This window comes from Exiguobacterium sp. s50 (assembly GCF_018618175.1).
GTDB classification, from domain to species: Bacteria; Bacillota; Bacilli; order Exiguobacteriales; family Exiguobacteriaceae; genus Exiguobacterium; species Exiguobacterium chiriqhucha.
The window spans coordinates 161,721-185,312 of record NZ_JACSLP010000003.1; the positions used below are offsets into that span (position 1 = coordinate 161,721).

General features: G+C 52.6%; 20 protein-coding genes and 1 other annotated feature. Of the genes, 3 read left to right on the forward strand and 17 right to left on the reverse strand.

All coding sequences use genetic code 11. The features are described from left to right. Window positions 1-26 precede the first annotated feature (26 nt). Both KNP68_RS05340 and KNP68_RS05345 read right to left on the reverse strand, forming a co-directional pair. Window positions 27-1,610, reverse strand: a complete 1,584-nt coding sequence (locus KNP68_RS05340; RefSeq protein WP_131471082.1) for a hypothetical protein — start codon at window positions 1,608-1,610, stop codon at window positions 27-29. Between the two features lie 44 nt (window positions 1,611-1,654). After that, window positions 1,655-2,899: a bifunctional folylpolyglutamate synthase/dihydrofolate synthase gene (locus KNP68_RS05345; protein ID WP_131471081.1), complete on the reverse strand. Its 1,245-nt coding sequence runs from the start codon at window positions 2,897-2,899 to the stop codon at window positions 1,655-1,657. Between the two features lie 108 nt (window positions 2,900-3,007). Between KNP68_RS05345 and KNP68_RS05350 the strand changes: the two genes are divergently transcribed. The 3 genes from KNP68_RS05350 to KNP68_RS05360 all read left to right on the forward strand — a co-directional run bounded on the left by KNP68_RS05350 (window position 3,008) and on the right by KNP68_RS05360 (window position 4,905). Beyond that, window positions 3,008-4,444: a protein adenylyltransferase SelO gene (locus tag KNP68_RS05350; RefSeq protein WP_131471080.1), complete on the forward strand. Its 1,437-nt coding sequence runs from the start codon at window positions 3,008-3,010 to the stop codon at window positions 4,442-4,444. A gap of 87 nt (window positions 4,445-4,531) precedes the next feature. Further along, entirely contained in the window at window positions 4,532-4,708 is a 177-nt protein-coding gene (locus KNP68_RS05355; RefSeq protein ID WP_158001045.1) for a hypothetical protein, read from the forward strand. Further along, window positions 4,705-4,905: a hypothetical protein gene (locus tag KNP68_RS05360; protein ID WP_029595847.1), complete on the forward strand. Its 201-nt coding sequence runs from the start codon at window positions 4,705-4,707 to the stop codon at window positions 4,903-4,905. Before KNP68_RS05355 ends, KNP68_RS05360 begins: the two co-directional genes overlap by 4 nt. Before the next feature lie 200 nt (window positions 4,906-5,105). Here the strand turns inward: KNP68_RS05360 and KNP68_RS05365 are convergent, their stop codons facing one another. The 15 genes from KNP68_RS05365 to KNP68_RS05435 all read right to left on the reverse strand — a co-directional run bounded on the left by KNP68_RS05365 (window position 5,106) and on the right by KNP68_RS05435 (window position 23,272). Next, the gene (locus KNP68_RS05365; protein ID WP_029595848.1) at window positions 5,106-5,453 is read right to left on the reverse strand and encodes a hypothetical protein; all 348 of its coding nucleotides are present in this window, start codon (window positions 5,451-5,453) and stop codon (window positions 5,106-5,108) included. 138 nt (window positions 5,454-5,591) lie between these two features. Beyond that, the gene (locus KNP68_RS05370) at window positions 5,592-5,939 is read right to left on the reverse strand and encodes a hypothetical protein (protein WP_029595849.1); all 348 of its coding nucleotides are present in this window, start codon (window positions 5,937-5,939) and stop codon (window positions 5,592-5,594) included. Between the two features lie 18 nt (window positions 5,940-5,957). Continuing rightward, window positions 5,958-6,734 (reverse strand): hypothetical protein, encoded by a 777-nt coding sequence (locus KNP68_RS05375; protein ID WP_131471079.1) that lies wholly within the window; start codon window positions 6,732-6,734, stop codon window positions 5,958-5,960. A gap of 94 nt (window positions 6,735-6,828) precedes the next feature. Continuing rightward, window positions 6,829-9,480, reverse strand: coding sequence for a valine--tRNA ligase (locus KNP68_RS05380; RefSeq protein WP_029595851.1), 2,652 nt, complete (start codon window positions 9,478-9,480; stop codon window positions 6,829-6,831). Between the two features lie 55 nt (window positions 9,481-9,535). Next, window positions 9,536-9,755, reverse strand: a binding site (T-box leader). Window positions 9,756-9,802: 47 nt separating this feature from the next. Continuing rightward, the gene (gene hemL, locus KNP68_RS05385; protein WP_058763202.1) at window positions 9,803-11,107 is read right to left on the reverse strand and encodes a glutamate-1-semialdehyde 2,1-aminomutase; all 1,305 of its coding nucleotides are present in this window, start codon (window positions 11,105-11,107) and stop codon (window positions 9,803-9,805) included. Next, window positions 11,104-12,084, reverse strand: coding sequence for a porphobilinogen synthase (gene hemB, locus KNP68_RS05390; RefSeq protein ID WP_021066852.1), 981 nt, complete (start codon window positions 12,082-12,084; stop codon window positions 11,104-11,106). The genes hemL and hemB overlap by 4 nt, the downstream gene beginning before the upstream one ends. Then, a complete protein-coding gene (locus KNP68_RS05395) occupies window positions 12,081-12,746 on the reverse strand; it encodes a uroporphyrinogen-III synthase (RefSeq protein WP_029595854.1) in 666 nt (221 codons plus the stop codon). Before KNP68_RS05395 ends, hemB begins: the two co-directional genes overlap by 4 nt. Continuing rightward, window positions 12,739-13,656, reverse strand: coding sequence for a hydroxymethylbilane synthase (gene hemC / locus KNP68_RS05400; protein ID WP_029595855.1), 918 nt, complete (start codon window positions 13,654-13,656; stop codon window positions 12,739-12,741). The genes KNP68_RS05395 and hemC overlap by 8 nt, the downstream gene beginning before the upstream one ends. A gap of 60 nt (window positions 13,657-13,716) precedes the next feature. Continuing rightward, a complete protein-coding gene (gene hemA / locus KNP68_RS05405; protein ID WP_021066849.1) occupies window positions 13,717-15,060 on the reverse strand; it encodes a glutamyl-tRNA reductase in 1,344 nt (447 codons plus the stop codon). A gap of 185 nt (window positions 15,061-15,245) precedes the next feature. After that, complete coding sequence (locus tag KNP68_RS05410) at window positions 15,246-16,412, reverse strand: AI-2E family transporter (protein WP_131471167.1); 1,167 nt, start codon at window positions 16,410-16,412, stop codon at window positions 15,246-15,248. A 123-nt stretch (window positions 16,413-16,535) separates the two neighbouring features. Continuing rightward, window positions 16,536-17,132 carry a ribosome biogenesis GTP-binding protein YihA/YsxC gene (gene yihA / locus KNP68_RS05415; protein ID WP_131471078.1) on the reverse strand — a complete coding sequence of 199 codons (597 nt, stop codon included), beginning with the start codon at window positions 17,130-17,132 and terminating at the stop codon, window positions 16,536-16,538. Window positions 17,133-17,135: 3 nt separating this feature from the next. Continuing rightward, entirely contained in the window at window positions 17,136-19,436 is a 2,301-nt protein-coding gene (lon, locus tag KNP68_RS05420; protein WP_131471077.1) for an endopeptidase La, read from the reverse strand. A 70-nt stretch (window positions 19,437-19,506) separates the two neighbouring features. After that, window positions 19,507-20,775, reverse strand: a complete 1,269-nt coding sequence (clpX, locus tag KNP68_RS05425) for an ATP-dependent protease ATP-binding subunit ClpX (protein WP_021066845.1) — start codon at window positions 20,773-20,775, stop codon at window positions 19,507-19,509. Window positions 20,776-20,985: 210 nt separating this feature from the next. Continuing rightward, a complete protein-coding gene (tig, locus tag KNP68_RS05430; RefSeq protein WP_021066844.1) occupies window positions 20,986-22,278 on the reverse strand; it encodes a trigger factor in 1,293 nt (430 codons plus the stop codon). A gap of 88 nt (window positions 22,279-22,366) precedes the next feature. Continuing rightward, a complete protein-coding gene (locus tag KNP68_RS05435) occupies window positions 22,367-23,272 on the reverse strand; it encodes a hypothetical protein (RefSeq protein ID WP_131471076.1) in 906 nt (301 codons plus the stop codon). Window positions 23,273-23,592 lie beyond the last annotated feature (320 nt).

A 23,592-nucleotide genomic window follows, 5' to 3' on the forward strand; every position in this document is an offset into this window, starting at 1 on the left:
GAGTAGCCTCTTTTCTATGATTGAGATTAATAGAAATCGCCAGACGGATCTTCGGTTCCTGGGTTCGGATCCGTACCTGCTTTGACGCGGACGTAGAACGTTTGGCTGATGATTTTCGGACCTTCTCCTGCTTTAAATGATGCACTGACGTCCTCTGTGACCAGACCGATTTTCGCGATACCCGGCTTCAAGAGTGTCAATACGCCATCTTTTGCGGTCATGACATCCGTTCCTTCGAGGACAGTCAAACCGTAACCCGTCACGTTTGCCGTCTCCGGCCAGAATTTGACCGGATAGCTATATGGGCTGTCTGTCATGTAGAGAATGACGTTCGGTGTCGAGACTTTTTGTGGATACTCTTTCACGTTAATCAAGACAGGCATCGTCTGTCCGATATAATCCTTTAATTTCGCAACGACCGAAACGTTGCTCGTACTCCCATGCTCGGCTTGTACGGTAGCAGACGTGTTTTGACTTGAGAGAATTTTCAAGGCGGACGAATCAGCGTTCCATTTTACAGCAAGCGGATTGGCAAGAGCTTGTTTATCTTCCACCAATTGTTCCAATGTCAATAAAGTCTGTTGCTTAACCAATGTTCCTGCTTCATTTTTGTACACCCAAAGTTCTTGATCATTTGTAGTTAATGATAAATCCGGTAGTTTTACGACAACCTTCATATCATTTGATTTAACTTTTTGACCGTTCGCGTATTCATAAACGGCTTTCACAGTCGCCTCACCGGCATCCAACGCTTTTAACGTAACGCTTTGATTCGTTGAATTCGTTTGATTTACGAAACTGGACTTATCAATTTCCCATGTGAGTTTCGCATTTGGTGGAATCGCCGCTTTCACAGTCGCTAAGTTAGCTTCTACCGTTTTTGAATTCCCCAAATAAATCGTCGTTTCACTTGGAACGTTGATTTTCAGTTCTTCTACCGTCACCGTCGTTTTTGTGAAGCCACTCCCAGCATCAGTGAACGAACGATTATGTTTTTGCGCACCGCTCCCATTCCCAGAATGGTCAGCTTCCAACGAATAGGCATACCGTCCGTTTTCGAACGTATAACTACCCGGTTTTTCTGCAATCAATTTGACGGTGATGAGGTCAGAGAATGCTGCATTCTTATAATCATTACAAGATTCAAGTCCGGAGTTTTTCTTTCCACAGAGTACATTGATTGTTCCCGTTAAGAGACGTGTTTTAGGATCAAAATTTAAATTGTGAGCTGTTGAAGGAGTTACGACTGCAGATAATCCTTCTGGAATTGTCTCTTCAATTGTCACAGCCCATTCTACATACTTGTAAGAATTGATGTTCGGACCGTTTGTAAAATCAAGAATGTTATTCAATGACAAGTCATATGTCAAATCAAAACTGTCTCCTATGAGCACAGCTTCTGGTGTAACTGTTCGAATTGTCTCATCTTTAATATCCATTTGAAAAACAATGCCCTGTTTGTTTCCATTACCGTTACCATTATTGCCGTTATTGTTCCCATTTCCTCTTCCGTTCCCGTTATTCGCAAACGTTGATGTATACGCGAACAACAATAAGACCATCCCTATTACTATGAGGAACCCGTACTTGGATCTTAGCTGCCTCTTCATCGTTGTGCCTCCAGTCGGTTTGTCATCACACTTCTTCAGTTAATTCATACCCCTTTTTCTTCCTGTTCACAAGCGGTTTTTTTCAAACTTTGGAAATAGGTTCTGACTTCACTGATAAAGTAGAGCGACCCGGTCACGACGAGCGTCTCAGATTTCGGTGCTTCGAACCACGCAGCCAACCACTCCTGCCAGTCCGCGTAACGGGCCCCGTCGGCAATCAGACTGTCTTTCGTTCGAGTACGCGGGAAATCGAACGTCGTCTCATAGACGTCCGCCACCGTCTGGAGCGACGCGACCATCGCCTCGCGGTCCTTATCAGCGAGAATGGCCGCGAGGACAGTCACGTCACGCTCGAGTTTCAGTTGTTCGACGAGTGCGGCGACGCCTTCCGCGTTATGTGCCCCGTCGAGCACGATACGTGGCTGTCTCGAGATGAGCTCATAGCGTCCCGGATGTTGCGCTGACTCGAGTCCCGCTCGAATCGCTTCTTTCTTCCACCCAAGATGTCGCGCGACGGCGACAGCACACGCTCCGTTATACGCTTGATGGTGTCCGGTCAATCCGATTGTCACCGGAGGCATCCCATCATACGTGACGACCGTGTCGGCCCCATCCTCTACGGATGAGACGAGCGGCGTGACGTCGTGAATCGGCGCGTCCATCGTCTCACCTTGTTGTTCGAGCAACTCAATCAACCGCTTCTCCGTCAAGCTATGGAACATCGGCACACCCGACTTCATGATACCGAACTTCTCGAGGGCAATCTCTTCGAGCGTGTCGCCGAGAATCCCTTGATGATCATGTCCAATCGACGTCACGATGGTCGCGAGCGGCTTCTGTAACACGTTCGTCGAGTCGAGACGTCCTCCGAGCCCGACTTCCCAAATGACGAGGTCAGGCTGTTGCTCATGGAAATAGAGCCACGCCATGACCGTCAGCAACTCGAACTCCGTCAACGTCTCTGGTGACGAGCTCGCACAGTCACGGACTCTATTGGCGATGCGGACGAGGTCCTCTTCTCGAATCGGTTCCCCGTTCAACATGATTCGCTCCTCGAACTGGATGATGTATGGCGAGATGAACGTCCCGACGTTCAAGCCCTGTTTCATCGCCATGGCCCGCAAGAAGGCGACCGTCGACCCTTTCCCGTTCGTCCCCGCCACGTGAATCGACGGTAACTCCTTGATTTGTAGCGCGTTCAGCATCCACTCGATTCGTTTCAATCCCGGCTTAATCCCGAACCGCAGCTGCCCGTTCAGCCATTCCAATACGTCTAGTCTCGTCTCCATCTTCCATCACTCCTGTTTTCACACTTCCCCCTCATCTTACCAAAATTCGCGAAGCGCTACGCAAGGAATTGGCTGTGCTATACTCGAGGCGAAGAAGGGGGAATCACCATGACAACCAATTGGAACTTCGAGGCGACCTACCTCGATCTCCGTGATATTTTTTACGACCGAGGACCGGTCCATCCGGTCGATAAGCCCGAGCTCGTCCTTTGGAACGAAGCTCTCGCCGAGACACTCGGACTCGACTCCGAAGCACGTCAAGACGTCGCACTCTTTGCCGGTAATCGCCAGACGGATACGTCGTTCTCGCAAGCGTATGCCGGCCACCAGTTCGGCCATTTCACAATGCTCGGTGACGGACGAGCACTCGTGCTCGGGGAACATATCGCCCCGAACGGAAAGCGTTTCGATGTTCAATTGAAAGGCTCAGGTCCGACCGAGTATTCGCGTGGAGGCGATGGACGGGCCGCCGTTGGACCGATGGTGCGCGAGTTCCTCATCAGTGAGGCGATGCACGCCCTCGGCATCCCGACGAACCGGGTGCTCGCCGTCGTCACGACCGGTGAGCCGATCATGCGCCAAGGACCGAAGCATGGTGCCATCTTGACGCGCGTCGCGGCAAGCCATTTACGTGTCGGTACGTTCCAATACGCCGCTGCGGCCGGCTCGATTGATGACGTCATCGCTCTCGCCGACTATGCGATTCAGCGCCACGACCCTGATCTTGAAGGACAGCCGAATCGCTATGAACAGTTCCTCGGCCGCGTCATCACCCGCCAAGCGAAGCTCATTGCGGATTGGCAACTCGTCGGATTCATCCACGGCGTCATGAACACGGACAACACGTTCATCAGCGGTGAAGGGATCGATTATGGCCCGTGTGCATTCATGGATACGTATCACCCGAACACCGTCTTCAGTTCCATCGACCGCGAGGGACGCTACGCCTATGCGAATCAGCCGTATATCGGGTCGTGGAACTTGGCCCGCCTCGCCGAGACGCTGTTGCCGCTCCTCGCTGACACGCAAGAAGCCGCCGTCGATATCGCAAACAAATTGTTGAACGACTACACGGAAACGTACAAAGAGGCATACTTCACCGGACTTGCCCATAAAATCGGGCTCTACGTCCGAAAAGATGGCGACGATGAACTGACGGACGAGTTGCTCCGACTCATGATGGAGTCTGAGGCTGACTTCACGAACACGTTCCGCGCGCTCACACTCGGCGACACAAATTCGCTTGCCTTTGCTAAGCAAGATGATGGAAAGGCGTGGCTGTCCGCTTGGCAAAAACGCCTCGGAGAGCAAGGTCTCCCGGATGAGGACGTCATCCGGCTCATGCGTCAGCATAACCCGGCCGTCATTCCTCGCAACCATCACGTCGAGGCCGCCCTCACAGCAGCCGAGCGCGGCGACTTCGGTCCGACGCAAGTACTGCTCGACGTATTGCGGAAGCCTTACGATTATGAAGCCGACTATGGACGCTATGTCTCACCAGGACCACCACGGACGTATCCGTATCAGACGTTTTGTGGCACGTGAACCATTCTGCTTCGGCAGGATGGTTTTTTTGGAACCTTTTTCATTTTCGAGCGTAAAGTGGATAACATCACTTTTAGGAGGTTCAACATGCTTCTACTCACTTCACTCATTGCGTTAGGGTTTGCCTGCTTGATGTCAATCGAGCTATTGCAAGGACCATTCATAGATGACTGGGCCTGGCTAATGCCTGCCTTTTTCTTTGCTGTTTCCTTTTCCACCTTGATGAGACATTTGAATAACCTTGAATGGAATGAATCGAAATGAAGATGACTATCTTGCTCATGGCAATCATCGTCTTATCCACGTCCTATCTCGTCTACAGTTTTTATCTGTCATTTACGGGTCAGCCGATTCAGCCGCAAGTAACTGGACTCGCAATCGGCGTCCTGCTCACGTCCTCGTATTTCGTGACAACCGGTCGTCTTCCGTTTTGGACAGAACCGGAGGAAGAAGACGTATGAAGGTTCTTTATTCCGTCTTGGTAGGATTCGGAAGCATCCTTTATGTCGTCTATGCCATGCACCTATTCCGCATTGGTTATCCTCAACCGCTCCTCTTGCATGTTTTGTTTGCCGCCACTGTATTTGGCATAATCTACATCGAACGCAAACGAAACCCCGAACATCGATGACGATGCTCGGGGTTGTTCTTTTCTATAGACTCATAGTCCGAAATGAATCATGTCCTTCTTGTCTACTTGGGCTTGTGTGATTTTGGAAATAAGTCGATTCAGTTGTTCCGACTCATGCGTGTACATCATCGCTTTGACGACTTGATAGAACAGCGCCAGTGACTCATATGGAATGAGCGTGATCCCGCATTCGTCTAATCCGAATCCAGGACGGTCATAGGAGTGGAAATACGTGCGCATCTCGTTCAGCTCCTCGATAAACTCATCCACCCACTCCCCATCCACCGAGACACAATCGAAGTGTTCAGGTGTATACGTATCATATGATGATTGACGATTTGTTGAATCCAATACACCGAATTCGTGCGTGTATGGCATGGCCATCCCTCCCTGTAAAAATATGTACACTTTAAATACCTTCATCGACTTAACCAAGTTTCGACCTACGTTCCTAACACGCATTCTCAATGAGAGTCTATGTAACGAATGGCAATGTATAATTATTTTCTTAGTCCGTTAAATCCCAAAATGAACCAAGTCTTTGCCTTCGCGTTCGGCTTGAATGATGAGACTCGCCAAATCGCTCAACTCTTCTGAACGATGGAATACACGTGACTGCGTGACGATGTCATAAAACATCGATAACGATTCGTTTGGGATGAGGGTAATTCCGTAATAATCCAGCCCGAGATCAGGACGATGATACGAATGAAAATAGGTCCGCATAATCGAGCACGCTTCCATAAGCTCTTGGATAAAATCATCATCAACCTCAGTGTAGCCATTATAATCTGGATTACGTGTAGGTGCTTTCAATGTTCGTTCCCATAAATCAAATTCGTGCACTGGCAAATTAGAACTCATCCTTTCGCCTGCTTCAATTTATTCTTTAATTGGAAAATCCACCGACCACGCCTCCGGTAGCGAGTCCGAAAGGTCGAGCAACACCTCTTCCGACACATTGCCCGTCACGACGATGAGCTTGCCCTGGTCTACGTAAAACAAGCCGTTCCCTTCCGGTTGATTCAAGCGATACCGCTCATTCGAAACGTCACGCCGTTCAATCAATTCTCCGTCAGCCACACTGAAAGCATCGGTCACTAAAATCGTGATGCATTGCGTCTCATCATACAACGTCCACATCTCCACCGGCCGCTCGAGCTGACTCATCTCGAAGTTGTCGACAAACAGCTCTTCTTCAGGCAAGTCCAACCCGTGTCGGACTTTTTCGGCCGCCTCGGGAATCGTAAAGTTTTGAATCCCGTGCAACCCCCACTCCTCGTCCCGTGAATAGTTGAATACGCCGAACGAATCGTCGCGGTTTGGTAACTTAATGGCAATGAGCCCGAGATCATCGATGACGGTTTCATAGATTACACCGTCTCTCGCTGGTCGCTCGGACGTACCATCTGTATATTGAAGCGTGTATTGGGACGTGACCGCATCGACTAGTCGAACGGTCCCTTTCGGCACGTCCTCAATCATCGAGCCGAACACTTCTTTGTCCGTCGTTACGGGAATATCCTTGGAAGACGTCTCTTCTGCACTTTCATTAATTGTCACTCCTGATTCCGTCGGTTCGATCAGTTCAGCTCGTTCCGCCACACACCCACTCAGTCCCATCACTGCCAAACTTAACATCATTCCGATTCGTCTCATGTCACACCACCTTTATATCGTCTCCTCTCCTAAATTCCACCAAACGACAAAAAAACCTTCTTCGGAGAACAAGTCTCCAAAGAAGGTTGATTCATTATTTACGCAACTCTTCCAAACGGGCGCGGACTGCGTCACGTTTGTCGAGGTAGTCTTTCTCTTTCGCCTTCTCTTCGTCGATGACGTGAGCCGGTGCCTTGCCAGTGAAGCCTGGGTTGCCGAGTTTCTTCTGAACGCGCTCGACTTCCTTCTCGTACTTCGCCACTTCTTTTTCAAGACGGGCGATTTCTTCCTCAAAGTTGATGAGGTCAGCGAGTGGGATGAACAGTTCCGCACCCGTCATGATGGCTGACATCGACTTATCAGGAGCCGTCAAGCCACGTCCGATTTCGAGCTCGGTCGCGTTCGTGAACTTGCCGATTGTCGTTTCGTTCGCGCTCAAGTAATCTTGTGTCGCCTCATCCGACGTCGAGATGAAGAGCTGAATCGGTTTCGACATTGGGGCGTTCACTTCCGAACGGATGTTACGGACCGAACGGATGACGTTCATGACCGCTTCGAACGCTGGTACCGAGTCCGCGAAGTGGAGCTCGTCGCGGCGTGTCGGGTAGCTCGCACGGACAATCGAGTCGCCTTCGTGCGGCAAGTGCTGCCAGATTTCCTCTGTGAGGAACGGCATGAACGGATGCATGAGACGCATGATTGAGTCGAGCGTGTACGCGAGCACTGAACGCGTCGTCGCTTTCGCAGCCTCGTCCTCACCGTAGAGCGTGAGTTTCGCCATCTCGATGTACCAGTTACAGAACTCTTCCCAGATGAAGTTGTACAAGTAACGGCCGGCTTCGCCGAACTCATACTTGTCGACGAGACGTGTCACTTGGTCGATTGTGTCGTTCAAGCGAGTGAGAATCCACTTGTCAGCGAGCGTCTTCTCACCTGACAAATCGATCTCCTCATACTTCATGCCGTCCATGTTCATAAGGGCGAAACGGCTCGCGTTCCAAATCTTGTTCGCGAAGTTCCATGTCGATTCGATTTTCTCCCAATAGAAACGAAGGTCGTTCCCTGGTGTCGATCCCGTAAGGAGGAACCAGCGGAGCGAGTCCGCGCCGTATTGGTCGATGACTTCCATCGGGTCGACGCCGTTACCGAGCGACTTCGACATCTTGCGGCCTTCCGAGTCGCGGATGAGACCGTGGATGAGCACGTCGTTGAACGGCTGCTTCCCAGTGAACTCGAGCGATTGGAAAATCATGCGAGATACCCAGAAGAAGATGATGTCGTAACCCGTGACGAGCGCGCTCGTCGGGAAGTAACGTTTGAAGTCTGCCGAGTCCGTATCCGGCCAGCCCATCGTCGAGAACGGCCAAAGCGCTGACGAGAACCATGTGTCGAGCACGTCTTCATCTTGATGCCAGTTCTCACTGTCCGCCGGTGCTTCTTTACCTACATAAATCTCACCTGTCTCATTGTGGTACCAAGCCGGGATGCGGTGACCCCACCAGAGTTGGCGGCTGATACACCAATCACGGATGTTCTCCATCCAACGGAGGTATGTGCCTTCGAACCGCTCTGGGACGAAGTTGACTTTCGTATCGTCATGTCCTTGCGCTTCGAGCGCTGCTTTCGCGAGCGGCTCCATGTCGACGAACCACTGTTTCGAAAGATAAGGCTCGATGACTGCGCCTGAACGTTCCGAGTGACCGACCGAGTGCGTGTGTGGCTCAATCTTGACGAGCGTGCCGTCTGCTTCTAGGTCTTTGACGAGTTGCTTGCGGCATTCGAAACGGTCGAGCCCTTCGTACTTGCCAGCATTCTCGTTCATCTTGCCGCCTTCGTCCATGACGAGGATGCGCGGGAGCTCGTGGCGGTTCCCGATCTCGAAGTCGTTCGGGTCGTGCGCCGGTGTGATCTTGACGCAACCTGTACCGAACTCCATGTCGACGTAGTCGTCAGCCACGATCGGAATCTCGCGGTTCATGACCGGAAGCATGATCGTCTTGCCGACGAGGTGCGCGTAACGCTCATCTTTCGGGTTAACGGCAACGGCCGTATCGCCGAGCATCGTCTCCGGACGCGTCGTCGCGATCTCGATGTGGCCTGAGCCATCAGCGAGCGGGTATTTCATGTGATAGAACGCGCCTTCTACTTCTTGATAGATTACTTCGATATCCGAAACGGCCGTCTTTTGCGCCGGGTCCCAGTTGACGATATATTCGCCGCGGTAAATCAAGCCTTTCTCATAGAGGCGGACGAACACTTCCTGGACCGCTTTCGAGAGTCCTTCGTCGAGCGTGAAGCGCTCACGTGAGTAGTCGAGACCGAGGCCAAGTTTTGACCATTGGGCACGGATCGTATCGGCGTACTCGTCTTTCCATTCCCACGTCTTCTCGAGGAACTTCTCGCGTCCGAGGTCATAGCGCATAATGCCGTCCTCACGGAGCTTCTGTTCGACTTTCGCTTGTGTCGCGATCCCGGCGTGGTCCATCCCTGGGAGCCAGAGGACGTCATAGCCTTGCATGCGCTTGAGGCGCGTCAATAAGTCTTGGAGCGTCGTGTCCCACGCGTGTCCGAGGTGAAGTTTCCCTGTTACGTTCGGTGGCGGGATGACAATCGTGTACGGCTGTTTTGAATCGTCCTCGTCTGCTTTGAATACGTCGTTCTCTAACCAGTAGTCATACCATTTCGCTTCCGTCGCACTTGGATCGTACTTCGTCGGCATGGTGATTTCGTTTGTCTCGTTGGCCATATGCCCAACCTCCTCTAATAATGTGGACAAAAAAACGGCTACTCTCGTCCTTAACGCTAAGGACGAAAGAAGCCGTATCTTCCGCGGTACCACCTTAGTTCGCCACATGTGGCGCCCTCAAAATCGAATAACGGTCGATGGACCGGACCCTCCTACTTCGTTCAAAAGGTCAGCTCCGAGGCGACTTCCGCACCATCCCTCGCGGCCTCACACCAAGCGGCCGCGTCTCTGAAAAAGGATGTTGATTGCGTACTATTCCTCATCGTAGCTTTTGTTCGTATCTGTTAAACAATTGTAGCGACAGAAGCTGTTTCCGTCAAGATTACAATGAAAACTCTTGTTGCAGCTCTTTGAACGTCGCGTCGACCGCTGCGAGCGTCAAGTCGATATCTTCGTCCGTGTGAACGGTCGAGAGGAACAATCCTTCGAACTGTGACGGTGGCAAGAACACGCCGCGCGCCGCCATCTTCTGATAGTAAGCGCGGAACAAGTCGAGGTTCGCCGTCTTCGCCTTCTCGAAGTTCGTCACTTTCTCATTCGTGAAGAAGAATCCGAACATCGAGCCGGCCCGGTTCGTGTCGTGCGGGATGTTATACTTCTCGGCCGCTTTCGTATAGCCTTCAGCGAGACGGTCCGCTTTGCGTTCGAACTCGGCGTAGTGCTCAGGCTTGAGTTGCGATAACGTCGTGTAGCCGGCGATCATCGCGAGCGGGTTCCCTGAGAGCGTCCCTGCCTGGTAAATCGGTCCTTGTGGCGCGATTTGTTCCATAATCTCGCGTTTCCCGCCATAGGCACCGACCGGAAGGCCGCCGCCGATGACTTTCCCGAGGCACGTCAAGTCCGGCGTCACGCCGAAGTAGCCTTGGGCACAGTTATAGCCGACCCGGAATCCGGTCATGACCTCGTCAAAGATGAGGAGCGAGCCGTATTGTTCCGTGATCTCGCGGAGTCCTTCGAGGAAGCCAGGTTGCGGTGGCACGAAGCCCATGTTACCGGCCGCCGGTTCGACGATGACACCAGCGATATCGTCGCCGAACTTCTCGAAGGCGATGCGGAGAGCATCCAAATCGTTATATGGCACCGTGAGCGTCTGGCTCGCCAAGTCTTTCGGTACGCCCGGCGAGTCCGGGAGACCGAGCGTCGCGACGCCCGAACCGGCCTTGATGAGGAGCGAGTCGCCATGACCGTGGTAGCAGCCTTCGAACTTCAAGATTTTCGTCTTGCCCGTGTAACCGCGTGCGAGGCGGAGTGCCGCCATCGTCGCTTCCGTACCCGAGTTGACCATGCGCACCATCTCGATCGATGGGACGCGCTCGATGACGAGCTCGGCCATTTTCGTTTCGAGCTCGGTCGGTGTCCCGAACGTCCAGCCTTTCTCAGCTTGCTCTTGAATCGCCTTCGTGACGACAGGGTCGCGGTGGCCGAGGATGAGTGGTCCCCATGAGAGGACGTAATCGATATATTCGTTGCCATCGATATCGTAGACGCGTGAGCCTTCACCGCGTTCAGCGAAGATTGGCGTCATGCCGACTGATTTATAGGCACGGACCGGGCTGTTCACCCCGCCCGGCATGAGCGGACGTGCTTGTTCGAACGCCGCTTCTGAGCGTGTTTGTTTGTAGGTCATGCGTAGTCTCCTTCCAAATAGCGACAGACGTCTTTTGCGAAATATGTGACGATGAGGTCCGCACCGGCCCGTTTGAAGCCGACCATCGTCTCCATGACGATGCGTTGCTCATCGACCCAGTCGTTCAAAGCAGCCGCTTTGACCATGGCGTACTCTCCGCTCACGTTATACGCCACGATCGGCATATCGAGCGAGTCGCGCATGTCACGGATGATGTCCATGAACGCGAGCGCCGGTTTGACGATCATGAAATCGGCGCCTTGCTCGACGTCCGATTGTGATTCGCGGAACGCTTCACGGCGGTTGGCCGGGTCCATCTGATAGCCTTTGCGGTCGCCTTCACCAGGTGCCGATTGCGCTGCGTCACGGAACGGTCCGTAGTACGCCGATGCGTACTTGACGCCGTAACTCATGATCGGGATATGGTTGAAACCGTTTTGGTCGAGTCCTTCACGGATCGCGGCGACGAAGCCGTCCATCATCGAGCTCGGCGCGATGATGTCAGCGCCTGCTTGCGCTTGCGTGATGGCCGTCTGGACGTGAAGTGGTAGCGACGCGTCGTTATCGACGTCACCGTTCTTCACGATGCCACAGTGGCCTGTCGACGTATATTCGCACAGGCATGTGTCGGCGATGACCGTGAGCTGTGGTGCCCACGCTTTCACTTTACGGATCGCTTCTTGGACGATGCCGTGGTCATGATACGCTTCCGTACCTTCCGGGTCTTTATGTTCAGGTACGCCGAACAAGAGCACCGATTGAATACCGAGGTCGACGATCTCGTTGATCTCGTCCTCGAGACGGTCGAGCGAGAAGTTGAAGACGCCCGGCATCGAGCTGACTTCGCGTTTAATGTCTGTCCCTTCGATGATGAAGAGCGGGTAAATCAAATCTTCTTTCCGAACATGATTTTCACGTACGAGTGCACGCATTGACTTCGATGAACGAAGACGACGATGACGGTCAAACTGGTTCATGAAAAATCCTCCCCTATACACTGTATTAATGCATCCATAGTATAACACTCAGGCACTCGGACCGGTAACGTCGACACTTCCCGGACGGCGCGCTCGGTCACTTCACCGATGGCGTACCACGTCCCGTGGAAATGGTCGAGATATGGCGTGAGCGCCCGGACGGCGGACGGGCTGAGCACGAGGAGCGCTTCGATTCCTTCGAGCGCCTCGACTTCCGTCTCTGTCAGTTCACGGCCAATCGTCTCATAGACGACCCAGTCGTGGACGTTTTCGAGTTGCGTCATGTGCGCCGTGTTCGCCAAGTCGCCCCGGGCGAACAAGACGACCTCGTCTGACTTTACGACAGTTGCAAGGTCATGGAACAACGCCTCGCCCGTAAACGTCTCCGGCATGAGCGCGACGGTGAATCCAACGGCCTCGAGTGCTTGTTTCGTTTTCTCGCCGACGGCCGCGACTTTGACGTCACGTGGGACGTCACAAAGCGCCGGTACCGCTGTCTGGCTCGTCACGACGAGCCAATCGAATCGGCTGATCGGCATCTGGTTGTGCGTCAATCTCGTCTCGATGAGCGGGACGTGATGAACGGAAAGACCGCTCGCGGTGAGCCGGGCTCGCTGCGAAGCGGTCAGTCGTTTTGTCCCTGTGTACCAGACGTCACGCATTGACCGAGGCGAGAATTTCGCGCCCGCCGCGTCCGAGCAGGTCGTCTGCTACGTCTTTCCCGAGTGCGACCGCGTCTGACGACGTCTTCGTCACGCGGAGCACTTCTTTGCCGTCGACCGAGGCGATGAGGCCTGTGAGTGTCACGTCGTCGCCATCAACCGTCGCATAACCGCCGACCGGTACGTGGCAGCTGCCTTCAATCGCCTTGAGGAACGTCCGCTCGGCCGTCGCAGCTTTCGCCGTCACGTCGTCATGGAGCAATTGTAGAATTGCCGTCACTTCAGCGTCGTCCTTCCGGCTTTCGATGGCAAGTACACCTTGTCCGACGGCTGGGACCATCATGTCGGCGTCAAGCGCTTCGAAGTCGACGCGGTCCGTCCAACCCATGCGCTCGAGCCCGGCTTTGGCGAGCAAGATGGCGTTGAAGTTTTCTGTCTCGAGTTTTTTGAGGCGCGTGTCGATGTTCCCGCGAATCCATTGAATGTCGAAGTCCGGGCGAGCGGCGAGCATTTGGGCACCGCGGCGCAGTGAGCTCGTCCCGATGACGGCACCTTCCGGGAGCGTCTCGAGCGTATAGCCGTTCTCGCAGATGAGCACATCACGGGCGTCGACGCGTTTCGGCATGCAGCTGATATAGAGCTCTTCCGGCAACTCGGCCGGGACGTCTTTCATGCTGTGGACCGCGAAATCGATGTCCCCGGCGAGCATCTGTTGCTGAATCTCTTTGACGAACAACCCTTTGCCGCCGACTTTCGAGAGTTGCACGTCGACGATTTGGTCCCCTTTCGTCACGATCTCTTTGATTTCGAACTCGTTTTGAGCCCCGGCTTTCTTCAATTGATCGATGACCCATTTCGTCTGTGTCATCGCAAGTTGTGAGCGGCGTGAGCCGACGATAATTTTACGCATGATCGGTTATCCCCTTCATAGAAAAAGGCGACGAGATCCGCCGCCTTTTTTTGTTTTGTATTAGCGCATCAAGGCGCGAAGTGGTGCTTTCGCTGACATCGCTTCGGCTTCTTCCGTTTCCGGTTCGGCGTCAGGGACGTCGACATCTAGACCGAACGTCTCCACGAACTGATTGATGCGTGTGTTCGCATCTGGTTGCGCAGCGGCGTCTTTGATGTAATCAATCGGTTCACGAAGCATCTGGTTGATGATTGACTTCATATGCTTGCCGATGACTTTTTTATCGCGGTCCGACAGATGATCGAGCTTGCGCTCGAGGCTTTCCATCGTCTCTTCTTGAATGTTGAGCGCACGGGCGCGCAATTCATTCATGATCGGCACGACACCAAGCGTGATGAGCCACGTTTGGAACTCTTGAATCGCCTCATCGATTTTGATTTCAATCTTTTCGGCTTCGATGAGACGGGCCGCCAAGTTTTTATTGACGATGCCGTTCAAGTCATCCACATCGAACAAGTGGACGCCCGGAAGCGCCCGGACCGCTGGATCGATATCTCGCGGCACGGCAATGTCGATTAACAACAGTGGACGTTCCCGGCGGAGCAGTTGTGCTGCGGCGACGTCATCATAGGCGATGACGGCTTCTTTCGCACCGGTCGAGCTAATTAAAATATCAGCGTCAAGCAAGCCGCAAGCAATCTCACGGATCGAGTGGGCCCGGCCTTTGAACTTGTCAGCGACCGCTTTCGCTTTGCTCTCGGTCCGGTTAAAGACGGCAATCTGTTTCGCACCGGCCTCGAACAAGTTGAGCGTCGTCAACTCGCCTGTCTCACCCGCACCGACGACGACGACTTGTTTATCATCGAGCGACGAATACATTTCCTGGGCGAGCGTGACTGCTGCCGCGCTGACCGATACCGACATTTCCCCAATTTGCGTGTCAGTATGGGCACGTTTGGCGAGCGTCACGGCTTCTTTGAACAGTTTGTTGAACACCGTTCCCGTCGTCCCGTTCTCTTGGGCGCGGAAGAAGCTCGATTTCACTTGTCCTAAAATCTGTGTTTCCCCAATGATCATCGAATCGAGTCCAGACGTGACGCGGAACAAGTGGCGAATCGCCTCTTCTCCTTCACGAATCGATAAATAAGGGGTGAATTGGTCCATCTCTAAATCAAACCAGTTCGCTAAAAACCGTTTTGTATAATAACGACCCGTATGGAGCTGGTCTGTGACGACATATAGCTCTGTTCGGTTACAAGTCGACAAAATAACCGATTCAAATATGCTTTTCTCTTCGCGAAGTGCAATCATCGCATCCACGATTTCTTGCTCCCCAAACGAGAACTGCTCCCGAATCGCGACAGGGGCTGTCTTGTTATTTAGTCCAACGACGACAATATGCATGTACCTCTTCCCCTCATCCAAAATCCACCGACGGTTGTCTCTTCTTTTTCACATCTCTACCGTACATTATAACAATTTTTATTTAGGAACTATAATCTTCTGTTCGATTTTTGTGAAATAATTTAAGAACTTTTTGTGACAAAAAAAAGTAGAAACGGACATAGAGACCATTTCTACTTGATTCCTCATTTTAAAGAGGATGGATCGGTGATGATTGTACTCTCTTGGGTCTTTTCTTCTTCCTCCGCTTCGAGGTAATGTTTCCGTTCCCTCAGCTTGTAAATGCGGACGATATTTTGAACGACGACTTTCGCCACCGCGTAGAACGGAACCGCGATGAGCATCCCGATAATCCCGGCCAAGTTCCCGGCGACGAGCAAGACGATGATGATCGTCAGCGGGTGCACCTTGAGTGACTTGCCTTGGATGAGCGGCGAGATGACGTTCGATTCGATCTGTTGGACGATGATGATGACGACGATGACCCAAAGCACTTTAATCGGATCTTGGATGAAAGCGACGACAACGGCCGGTGCCGCACCGAGGAACGGTCCGACGTACGGGATGATGTTCGTCACCATCATGAAGAGCGCGAGTAGGATGGCATAGTCGAGTCCGATAATCCATAATCCGATGAGCGACGTGATTCCGACGAAGAACGCCACGATCAACTGGGCATGGACGTAGTTTTTAACCGTCGTATGCATGTCATGCAAAATGTTGCGTGTCTCACGCTCATAGCTCGACGGCAACAACTTCACGATTGAGTCCGGAAGACGTTTCCCGTCAAGTAACATATACAAAAGCATGAATGGAATGACGACGATTGTGATGACGGCCGACGTGATGAAGCCGACAAGACGACCGAACGATGACGCGACATTCCCGAAGACGTCTCCGAGATACGTCGTGACGTTGTTCGTGAAGTCGGTGAACATGTCATCGTTCTCATTGACGAATCGTGACAAGAACTCGTTTTCCATGAGCGAGTCCCGAACGGCGAAGATTTGCACCTGCAACTCTTTCGCGATGCTCGGCAAGGCGTTCACGAGTGACGTCACTTGCTCGACGAGAAGCGGTCCGAGCACGCTGAAGACGATTGTGATGATGAGCAGGAGTGACGTCAAGGTAATGGCGACGGATACGCCGCGTTTCCCGGAACGTCTCTCCAAGTAGTCGACGATGCCGACGAGAAAATAAAAGAATAGTCCAGCAATGATGAGCGGTACCGTGACGAGCGCCAAGATTACCTTCACCGGTTCGAACACGAATGAGATCTGTGTCCCGACCCAGATGACCAAGAAAATCGTCAACGTCCAAAATAATGCGCGGTACCATTTGTTTCCAAACATAATATGCATCCTTCCACCTCGTTCAATATTCTCTTGTCCTAACAATATGTAGACAATTATACGATAAATACCCGCTCCGGTAACCATGAAAACAAAAAAGACGAGGGAATCCCCTCGCCTCGTTCAGTCGTCTTCGCGTGTCAACAAATCGTAAATCGCTTTCCACGCCTCGTCTTTCCCTTCGGCTGTCTCAGCCGAGAAGGCGACGAACCGGTCAGTCGATTCAAACTGAAGCTTGCGTTTGACGGCCGACTCATGTTTTTGACGTTGCGCCTTCTTGATTTTATCGAGTTTCGTCGCCACGACGATGACCGGAATCTCGTAATGCTTCAAGAAGTTGTACATCGTCACGTCGTCACTTGACGGCTCATGACGGATATCGACCAACAGGACGACGCCGCGAAGCGCGCTCTGTGACGTCAAATATTGCTCCATCATGATGCCCCACTTCTCCCGCTCCGTCTTTGAGACTTTCGCGTAGCCATAGCCCGGCACGTCGACGAACATGATTTCATCGTTGATGTTGAAGAAGTTCAGCGTCTGCGTCTTCCCTGGCTTCGAAGACGTCCGTGCGAGTGCTTTGCGCTGACAAATCTTGTTGATGAACGATGACTTCCCGACGTTCGAACGTCCGGCGAGTGCGACTTCCGGTAACTCATGAATCGGGTAATGGTCAGGTGCGACGGCACTCGTGACAAATTCTGCTTTAGTGATTTTCATTATTTAATTTCCTCCAAATGCTACTTCTAATACTTGATCGAGCGTCGTGACCGGGACGAACGTCAGTTTCTCACGGACGGTGTCTTGAATGTCATCGATGTCACGCTCATTGTCTTTCGGAATGACGATGGTCGTCAAGCCGGCTCGGTGTGCGGCGAGCGCTTTCTCTTTCAATCCACCGATTGGCAGGACGCGGCCGCGGAGCGTGATTTCCCCGGTCATCCCGATGTCACGGCGGACTTTCTTGCCGGTCAACGCCGAGATGAGCGCCGTCGCGATTGTAATCCCCGCCGACGGACCGTCTTTCGGGACGGCACCTTCCGGCACGTGGATATGCACGTCTTGGCGCTCGTAGAACGTCGGGTCAATCCCGAACCGTTCCGCGTTTGAACGGACGTAGCTATACGCCGTCTGCGCCGACTCTTGCATGACGTCACCGAGTTTCCCCGTCAACTGGAGCTTGCCTTTACCAGGTGCGAGTGCGACTTCAATCGTGAGCGTGTCGCCCCCGAACGCCGTGTAGGCGAGTCCGGTGACAGCACCGATCGAGTCTTCCGTCTCCCCTTTGCCGTAGCGGTACTTCGGTTTCCCGAGGTAGTCGCCGAGGCTCTTCAATGAGACGGTGACGCGTTTCTTCTCGCCGATGGCGATTTGCTTCGCCGCTTTCCGGCAAAGTGAACCGATGACGCGTTCCAAGTTCCGGACACCGGCCTCACGCGTGTAACGGCGAACGACTTCGTAAAGTGCGTCCTCTTTAATCGTGAGCTGGCTCTTCTTCAAGCCGTGCTCTTTATACTGTTTCGGTACCAAGTGACGCTTGGCGATCTCGACTTTCTCGAGTTCCGTGTAGCCGCCGATTTGGATGAGTTCCATCCGGTCAAGGAGCGGCGCCGGAATTTGCGAGACGTCGTTCGCCGTCGCGATGAAGAGCACGTTCGATAAGTCGAACGGTTCCTCGATATAGTGGTCCGAGAACGAGACGTTCTGTTCCGGGTCGAGCACTTCGAGCATGGCCGACGCCGGGTCACCCCGGAAATCGGACGCCATCTTGTCGATCTCGTCGAGCAAGAACACCGGGTTCTTGCTCTCGGCCTGTTTCAAACCACGGATGATGCGGCCTGGCATCGCACCGATGTATGTGCGACGGTGCCCACGAATCTCGGCCTCGTCACGCACTCCGCCTAGCGAGACACGGACGAAGTGACGTTCGAGCGCCGACGCGATCGAGCGGGCGAGTGACGTCTTCCCGACCCCTGGAGGTCCGGCGAGACAAAGAATCGGTCCACGGAGCGAGTTCGTCAATTGACGGACCGCCAAGTACTCGAGGATTCGGTCTTTCACCGACTCGAGCCCGTAGTGGTCGTCATCTAACACATCGGCCGCATGTTTGACGTCGAGTTTATCTTCCGTCTCGATGCCCCACGGGAGCGAGGCGATCCAGTCGAGATAGTTGCGGATGACGGCATACTCGGGTGACGTCGCCGGGACGACGTTCAACCGCTCGGCTTCGCGCATGACGTTCTTCCGTGTCGTCTCAGGCAAATCGAGCGCCTCGAGTTTCTCACGGAGACGGTTCGGTTCAGACTCTTGCGACTGGTCGCCGAGCTCTTGCTGAATCGTCTTCATCTGTTCGCGCAAATAGTACTCTTTTTGTGCCTGTTCGATCGTCTTCTTCGTCCGTTCGCGCAACTCTTGCTCGAGCTCGATGATCTCGACCTCGTGCGTCATAATCTCGAGCAGCTCTAAGCCGCGTTTGACGGCGTCCGGTTCTTCGAGCATCGCTTGGCGGATGTCGACGTCGACGTCGAGCTTCGAAGCGATATAGTCGGTCAACGACTCGAGCCGTTCATACATCTCGAAACGACGACGCTCGTCCGGTGACAATCCTTTGATGGACCCGACGAGTTTTCCGAACTGTTCTTTCAATAAGCGCACGAGTGCCGTCCGCTCGACTTCTTCCCCTTCGACGAGTTCAAGTGGCTCGACGTCTGCGAACCAGCCTTCCTTCGTCTCTTCAATCGAGTTGATCTTGACGCGTTCTTTCCCGACTAAGCGGACGCGGACTGTCTCGTTCGACAGCTCGCTCATCTTGGCGATATGGACGCGTGTCCCGATCGCGTACAAGTCTTCCGGTTTAGGTGATTCTTTCCCCGTCTCTTTTTGTGTCACAACAATCAAATCTGTCTCGTGTTCCTTTGCGGCAAGGAGTGCTCGTAGGGAGAGCGGACGCCCAACGTCGATTGTCACTCCGATGAGCGGATACACCACGACTCCACGCAAAGGAAGGATTGGTAATTGTTCCATTACAACGCCTCCTGTGCAAAAAGGCCCAAAACTCGGATGTGCCGAGTGTTTGAGCCTCTTTCGTTCAAAATTATGCTGTCTCTTTATTGTCGCCTGTCTGTTCGACAGTACCATCGCGAAGTACGTATTTCGGACCGGCAAGACCCGTAATCGTTTCATCCGTGATGATGACTTTCTCGATATCGTCGCGCGATGGGACAGTGAACATCACATCGAGCATCATTTCTTCGATAATCGAGCGGAGACCGCGTGCGCCTGTCTTACGTTTGATCGCAAGTTTGGCGATTTCAACCAACGCCTCGTCTGTGAACGAGAGTTCGACATCGTCGAGTTCGAGCATTTTCTCGTACTGACGAACGAGGGCGTTCTTCGGCTTCGTCAAGATCTCGACGAGTGCTTCTTCGTCAAGCGTCGTGAGCGTCGCCATGACCGGTAAACGACCGATGAATTCCGGAATCAATCCGAACTTCTGAAGGTCTTCCGGAAGCGCGCGGGCGAGCAAGTCTTCTTGCGTCAACTCGCGGTTTTCTTGGTCGTTCCCAAATCCGATGACTTTCTTCCCGATGCGGCGTTTGACGACCGCTTCGATGCCAGCGAACGCGCCGCCGACGATGAACAAGATGTTCGTCGTATCGATTTGGATGAACTCTTGATGCGGATGCTTACGTCCACCTTGCGGCGGCACGCTTGCGACCGTACCTTCCAAAATTTTAAGAAGTGCCTGCTGAACGCCTTCACCCGATACGTCACGCGTGATCGATGGGTTTTCCGACTTACGGGCAATCTTATCGATTTCATCGATGTAGATAATCCCTTTTTCAGCCTTCTCGACATCATAGTCAGCCGATTGAATCAACTTGAGCAAGATGTTCTCGACGTCTTCCCCGACGTAACCGGCTTCCGTCAAGCTCGTCGCGTCCGCGATTGCGAACGGGACGTTCAAGACGCGAGCCATCGTCTGAGCGAGAAGCGTCTTACCGCTACCCGTTGGTCCAATCATGACGATGTTCGACTTCGAAAGTTCGACATCATCAGAACGGCCACCGGCGTTGATGCGTTTATAGTGGTTATAGACAGCTACTGAAAGCGCACGTTTGGCGCGGTCTTGACCAATGACATAATCGTCTAGGATGTTACGAATCTCTTGTGGTTTTGGAATGTCTTTAAATTCGACTTCTTCCTCCACACCGAGCTCTTCCTCAACGATTTCATTGCAAAGTTCGATACATTCGTCACAAATGTATACGCCAGGACCGGCGACTAATTTACGGACTTGTTCTTGCGATTTTCCGCAAAACGAGCACTTGAGTTGCCCCTTTTCCTCGTTAAATTTGAACATTCGGTACACCCCTTCTAAATGAAAATGGATGTAAGTGCGATAAATCGCCTATTTGTATTCCCAGGTGCGCATGCACCGTGAAAAGACATTTACATCTCTGCGTTGCAATAATTGTAGCATGAACAAATCACTTCATCAAAGATAAACACATGCAAAGTGTCGTGACGAAAAAAAGGACGACTGCTAGGCAGCCGTCCTTCTGTCATCCGATTACTTCGCTTTCCCGTTTTCAACGAGAACGTCGATCGCTTTACGGAATTTGAGGTCACCTTTAAGTGTCTCGATTCCGCCTTGTGGCGCGAGCATCGTGCGGAGTTGATCCGGTGCGATGTTGTAAAGTTTAGACATTTCTTCGAGTTCTTTCTCAGCATCTTCGTCAGACACTTCGATCGCTTCTTTCTCAGCGATTGCTTTCAAGACGAGACGAGCTTTAACGCGCTCTTCAGCTTGCTCTTTCATCTCTTCGCGCATCGCTTCTTCAGTCGTTCCAGTAAGCTGGAAGTACATGTCGAGGTCGATTCCTTGTGAAGAAACACGTGTGCCGAACTCTTGAACCATGCGATCTACTTCTTGGTCAACGAGTACTGCAGGTACGTCGATTGTTGCGTTAGCTGTTGCTTGCTCGACGAGTTGGTCGCGCATTGTGCCTTCCGCTTCTTGTTTCTTCGCAGTTTCTAAACGCTCACGGATTTTCGCTTTCAACTCGTCGAGTGATGAAACTGACTCGTCGATGTCTTTTGCGAACTCGTCGTCGAGCTCAGGAACTTGCTTCGCTTTGACTTCGTGAAGTTTGACTTTGAATGTCGCTGGTTTACCCGCCAAGTTATCAGCGTGGTACTCTTCAGGGAATGTTACTTCAACGTCTTTTTCTTCGCCAGCCGTCAAGCCGACCATTTGCTCTTCGAATCCAGGGATGAATTGGCCTGAACCGATTTCGAGCGTGTAGTTTTCAGCCGTGCCGCCTTCGAATTGCTCTCCGTCAGCGAAACCTGCGAAATCAAAGACAGCTGTATCGCCGTTTTCGATTGCGCCTTCTTTGACAGCAAGCTCTGCGCCTTGCTGTTGAAGCGCGTCAAGTTCAGCTGCAACTTCTTCGTCAGTGACTGTTGTTTCAACAGCTTCGTACTCGAGACCTTTGTATTCGCCAAGCTCAGCTTCTGGCTCAACGACGAACGTTACTTTGAACGTTACAGGTTTGCCTTTTTCGAGCGTGCCGTCTACATCGATGTTTTCGAGAGCGATTGGTTCGAAACCAGCTTCTTCGACCGCACCTTGAACTGTGTCACGGTAGAGGATATCGAGCGCATCTTGATAGAGTGCTTCTTCTCCGTACATTTTGTTGAACATTGGGCGTGGCAATTTCCCTTTACGGAAGCCAGGCACGTTCAAAGTTTTGACGACATCTTTGAATGCGGCGTCGACTGCTTTATCAAAAGCTTCTGCAGGTGCTTCGTACGTGAGTACGCCTTGGCTACCTGATGTTTTTTCCCATTTTGCTGTCATGCTAAGTCCCTCCAACAATTCGTTTATACGTACAAGAATGTACAACAATCCGTATTATAACATAAATCCGGCGACTGCACACAAGGATTTAGTCTAGAAACGCCTCGGTGAAACGCATGTCCGCCTCGAGGATTTCCGCTGCTAGGCCGTCAGTTTCTTCGTGTTGCAAGATGGCCGTTTTCGCCTGTCCGAGCGCCACCTCCACGTCAGACGCTTCTCGTGGTGTGAACGGGTAGTGCGTGTACATGTAATTCATAAGCAGTTGTGTCGCAATCTCGTCACCGTACACGACCCGCTGCAATTGATTGGTCATCGCTTCCCACGCTTGCGTATGCACGGTCGCCTCGTCTTGCGTCAATCGGTGCCGTGTCCCGAGATCGGTCCATTCGATGACCGACAACTCGTCGAACGCTTTTTGGAGCACGATCAACTTCATCAACTTTGGACGTTCCGCGACGAGGAGCTCTTTCAAGACGTTGTCGAGGACATCGTCGATATTGAAATGGACGTGTTCAAGCGTCTCGATCTGTTCGCCGATTCCGCCTCGATGAAGGATTCGCTTCACTTTGGCAATCGCGGCCGGGAACTCGGTCAACTTCAACACTTGCAGTACTTGATGTGCTTGTGTGTTGACGTGATCGGTCTTCTCTTGCCATTCGAGATAGAGATTGATCCAATGGGCCGCCTCGAACGGTTGGTCACGCATGATGTAATACTGGGCGATTTGAAGCCCGCCGGCTGCAGGTTCTTCTGCGACCGTCATCTGAGTCGTGACGAGTTCTTCGAGTTTCTCAAGCGTCTCCGGTTCTTCCGGACGTTCCATCAGACATTGGAATAGTTCCATGAAAACAAAGGGATCACCGGGCACTGCCTCATACCAATCCCACAGAATCGGTTCGACCCGTTGCCGTTCTCCGGCCGTGTCCGCCTCTTGAATCATCTTCTGAAGCCGCGACCAGTTCCCAGGAAACGGGTACGCTTTCTCTTTTGCCATCTCTCCACACCCTTTCCATTCATCTCCATCTTCCGTTAGGAATCGATTCGTTGTCAATCAATACCCCGAAAAACGAAAAAAGAGACAACCTCCGTGGAGGCTATCTCTATTTTAAATGGAAGTGTCCCAAGAGGGATTCGAACCCCCGACCGACGCCTTAGCTTACCACCATGGCTTTCGCCACCAACGTGTGTTGTTTGTAGTCTGGACTATATCTTCACCATTTCAGGTGCGACACGTGTAGTCTCTACGGAACCTCACGAGCAAGGTGCTCCTTCAATGGCTCTACCTCTAAAGGATGACCTTTAGTCCTTCGAACC

Excerpts from the sequence above, each read along its gene's own strand:
- KNP68_RS05340 (WP_131471082.1), bottom strand. The coding sequence starts at position 1,610 with ATGAAGAGGCAGCTAAGATCCAAGTACGGGTTCCTCATAGTAATAGGG.
- KNP68_RS05345 (WP_131471081.1), bottom strand. The coding sequence starts at position 2,899 with ATGGAGACGAGACTAGACGTATTGGAATGGCTGAACGGGCAGCTGCGG.
- KNP68_RS05350 (WP_131471080.1), top strand. The coding sequence starts at position 3,008 with ATGACAACCAATTGGAACTTCGAGGCGACCTACCTCGATCTCCGTGAT.
- KNP68_RS05355 (WP_158001045.1), top strand. The coding sequence starts at position 4,532 with ATGCTTCTACTCACTTCACTCATTGCGTTAGGGTTTGCCTGCTTGATG.
- KNP68_RS05360 (WP_029595847.1), top strand. The coding sequence starts at position 4,705 with ATGAAGATGACTATCTTGCTCATGGCAATCATCGTCTTATCCACGTCC.
- KNP68_RS05365 (WP_029595848.1), bottom strand. The coding sequence starts at position 5,453 with ATGCCATACACGCACGAATTCGGTGTATTGGATTCAACAAATCGTCAA.
- KNP68_RS05370 (WP_029595849.1), bottom strand. The coding sequence starts at position 5,939 with ATGAGTTCTAATTTGCCAGTGCACGAATTTGATTTATGGGAACGAACA.
- KNP68_RS05375 (WP_131471079.1), bottom strand. The coding sequence starts at position 6,734 with ATGAGACGAATCGGAATGATGTTAAGTTTGGCAGTGATGGGACTGAGT.
- KNP68_RS05380 (WP_029595851.1), bottom strand. The coding sequence starts at position 9,480 with ATGGCCAACGAGACAAACGAAATCACCATGCCGACGAAGTACGATCCA.
- hemL (WP_058763202.1), bottom strand. The coding sequence starts at position 11,107 with ATGACCTACAAACAAACACGCTCAGAAGCGGCGTTCGAACAAGCACGT.
- hemB (WP_021066852.1), bottom strand. The coding sequence starts at position 12,084 with ATGAACCAGTTTGACCGTCATCGTCGTCTTCGTTCATCGAAGTCAATG.
- KNP68_RS05395 (WP_029595854.1), bottom strand. The coding sequence starts at position 12,746 with ATGCGTGACGTCTGGTACACAGGGACAAAACGACTGACCGCTTCGCAG.
- hemC (WP_029595855.1), bottom strand. The coding sequence starts at position 13,656 with ATGCGTAAAATTATCGTCGGCTCACGCCGCTCACAACTTGCGATGACA.
- hemA (WP_021066849.1), bottom strand. The coding sequence starts at position 15,060 with ATGCATATTGTCGTCGTTGGACTAAATAACAAGACAGCCCCTGTCGCG.
- KNP68_RS05410 (WP_131471167.1), bottom strand. The coding sequence starts at position 16,412 with ATGTTTGGAAACAAATGGTACCGCGCATTATTTTGGACGTTGACGATT.
- yihA (WP_131471078.1), bottom strand. The coding sequence starts at position 17,132 with ATGAAAATCACTAAAGCAGAATTTGTCACGAGTGCCGTCGCACCTGAC.
- lon (WP_131471077.1), bottom strand. The coding sequence starts at position 19,436 with ATGGAACAATTACCAATCCTTCCTTTGCGTGGAGTCGTGGTGTATCCG.
- clpX (WP_021066845.1), bottom strand. The coding sequence starts at position 20,775 with ATGTTCAAATTTAACGAGGAAAAGGGGCAACTCAAGTGCTCGTTTTGC.
- tig (WP_021066844.1), bottom strand. The coding sequence starts at position 22,278 with ATGACAGCAAAATGGGAAAAAACATCAGGTAGCCAAGGCGTACTCACG.
- KNP68_RS05435 (WP_131471076.1), bottom strand. The coding sequence starts at position 23,272 with ATGGCAAAAGAGAAAGCGTACCCGTTTCCTGGGAACTGGTCGCGGCTT.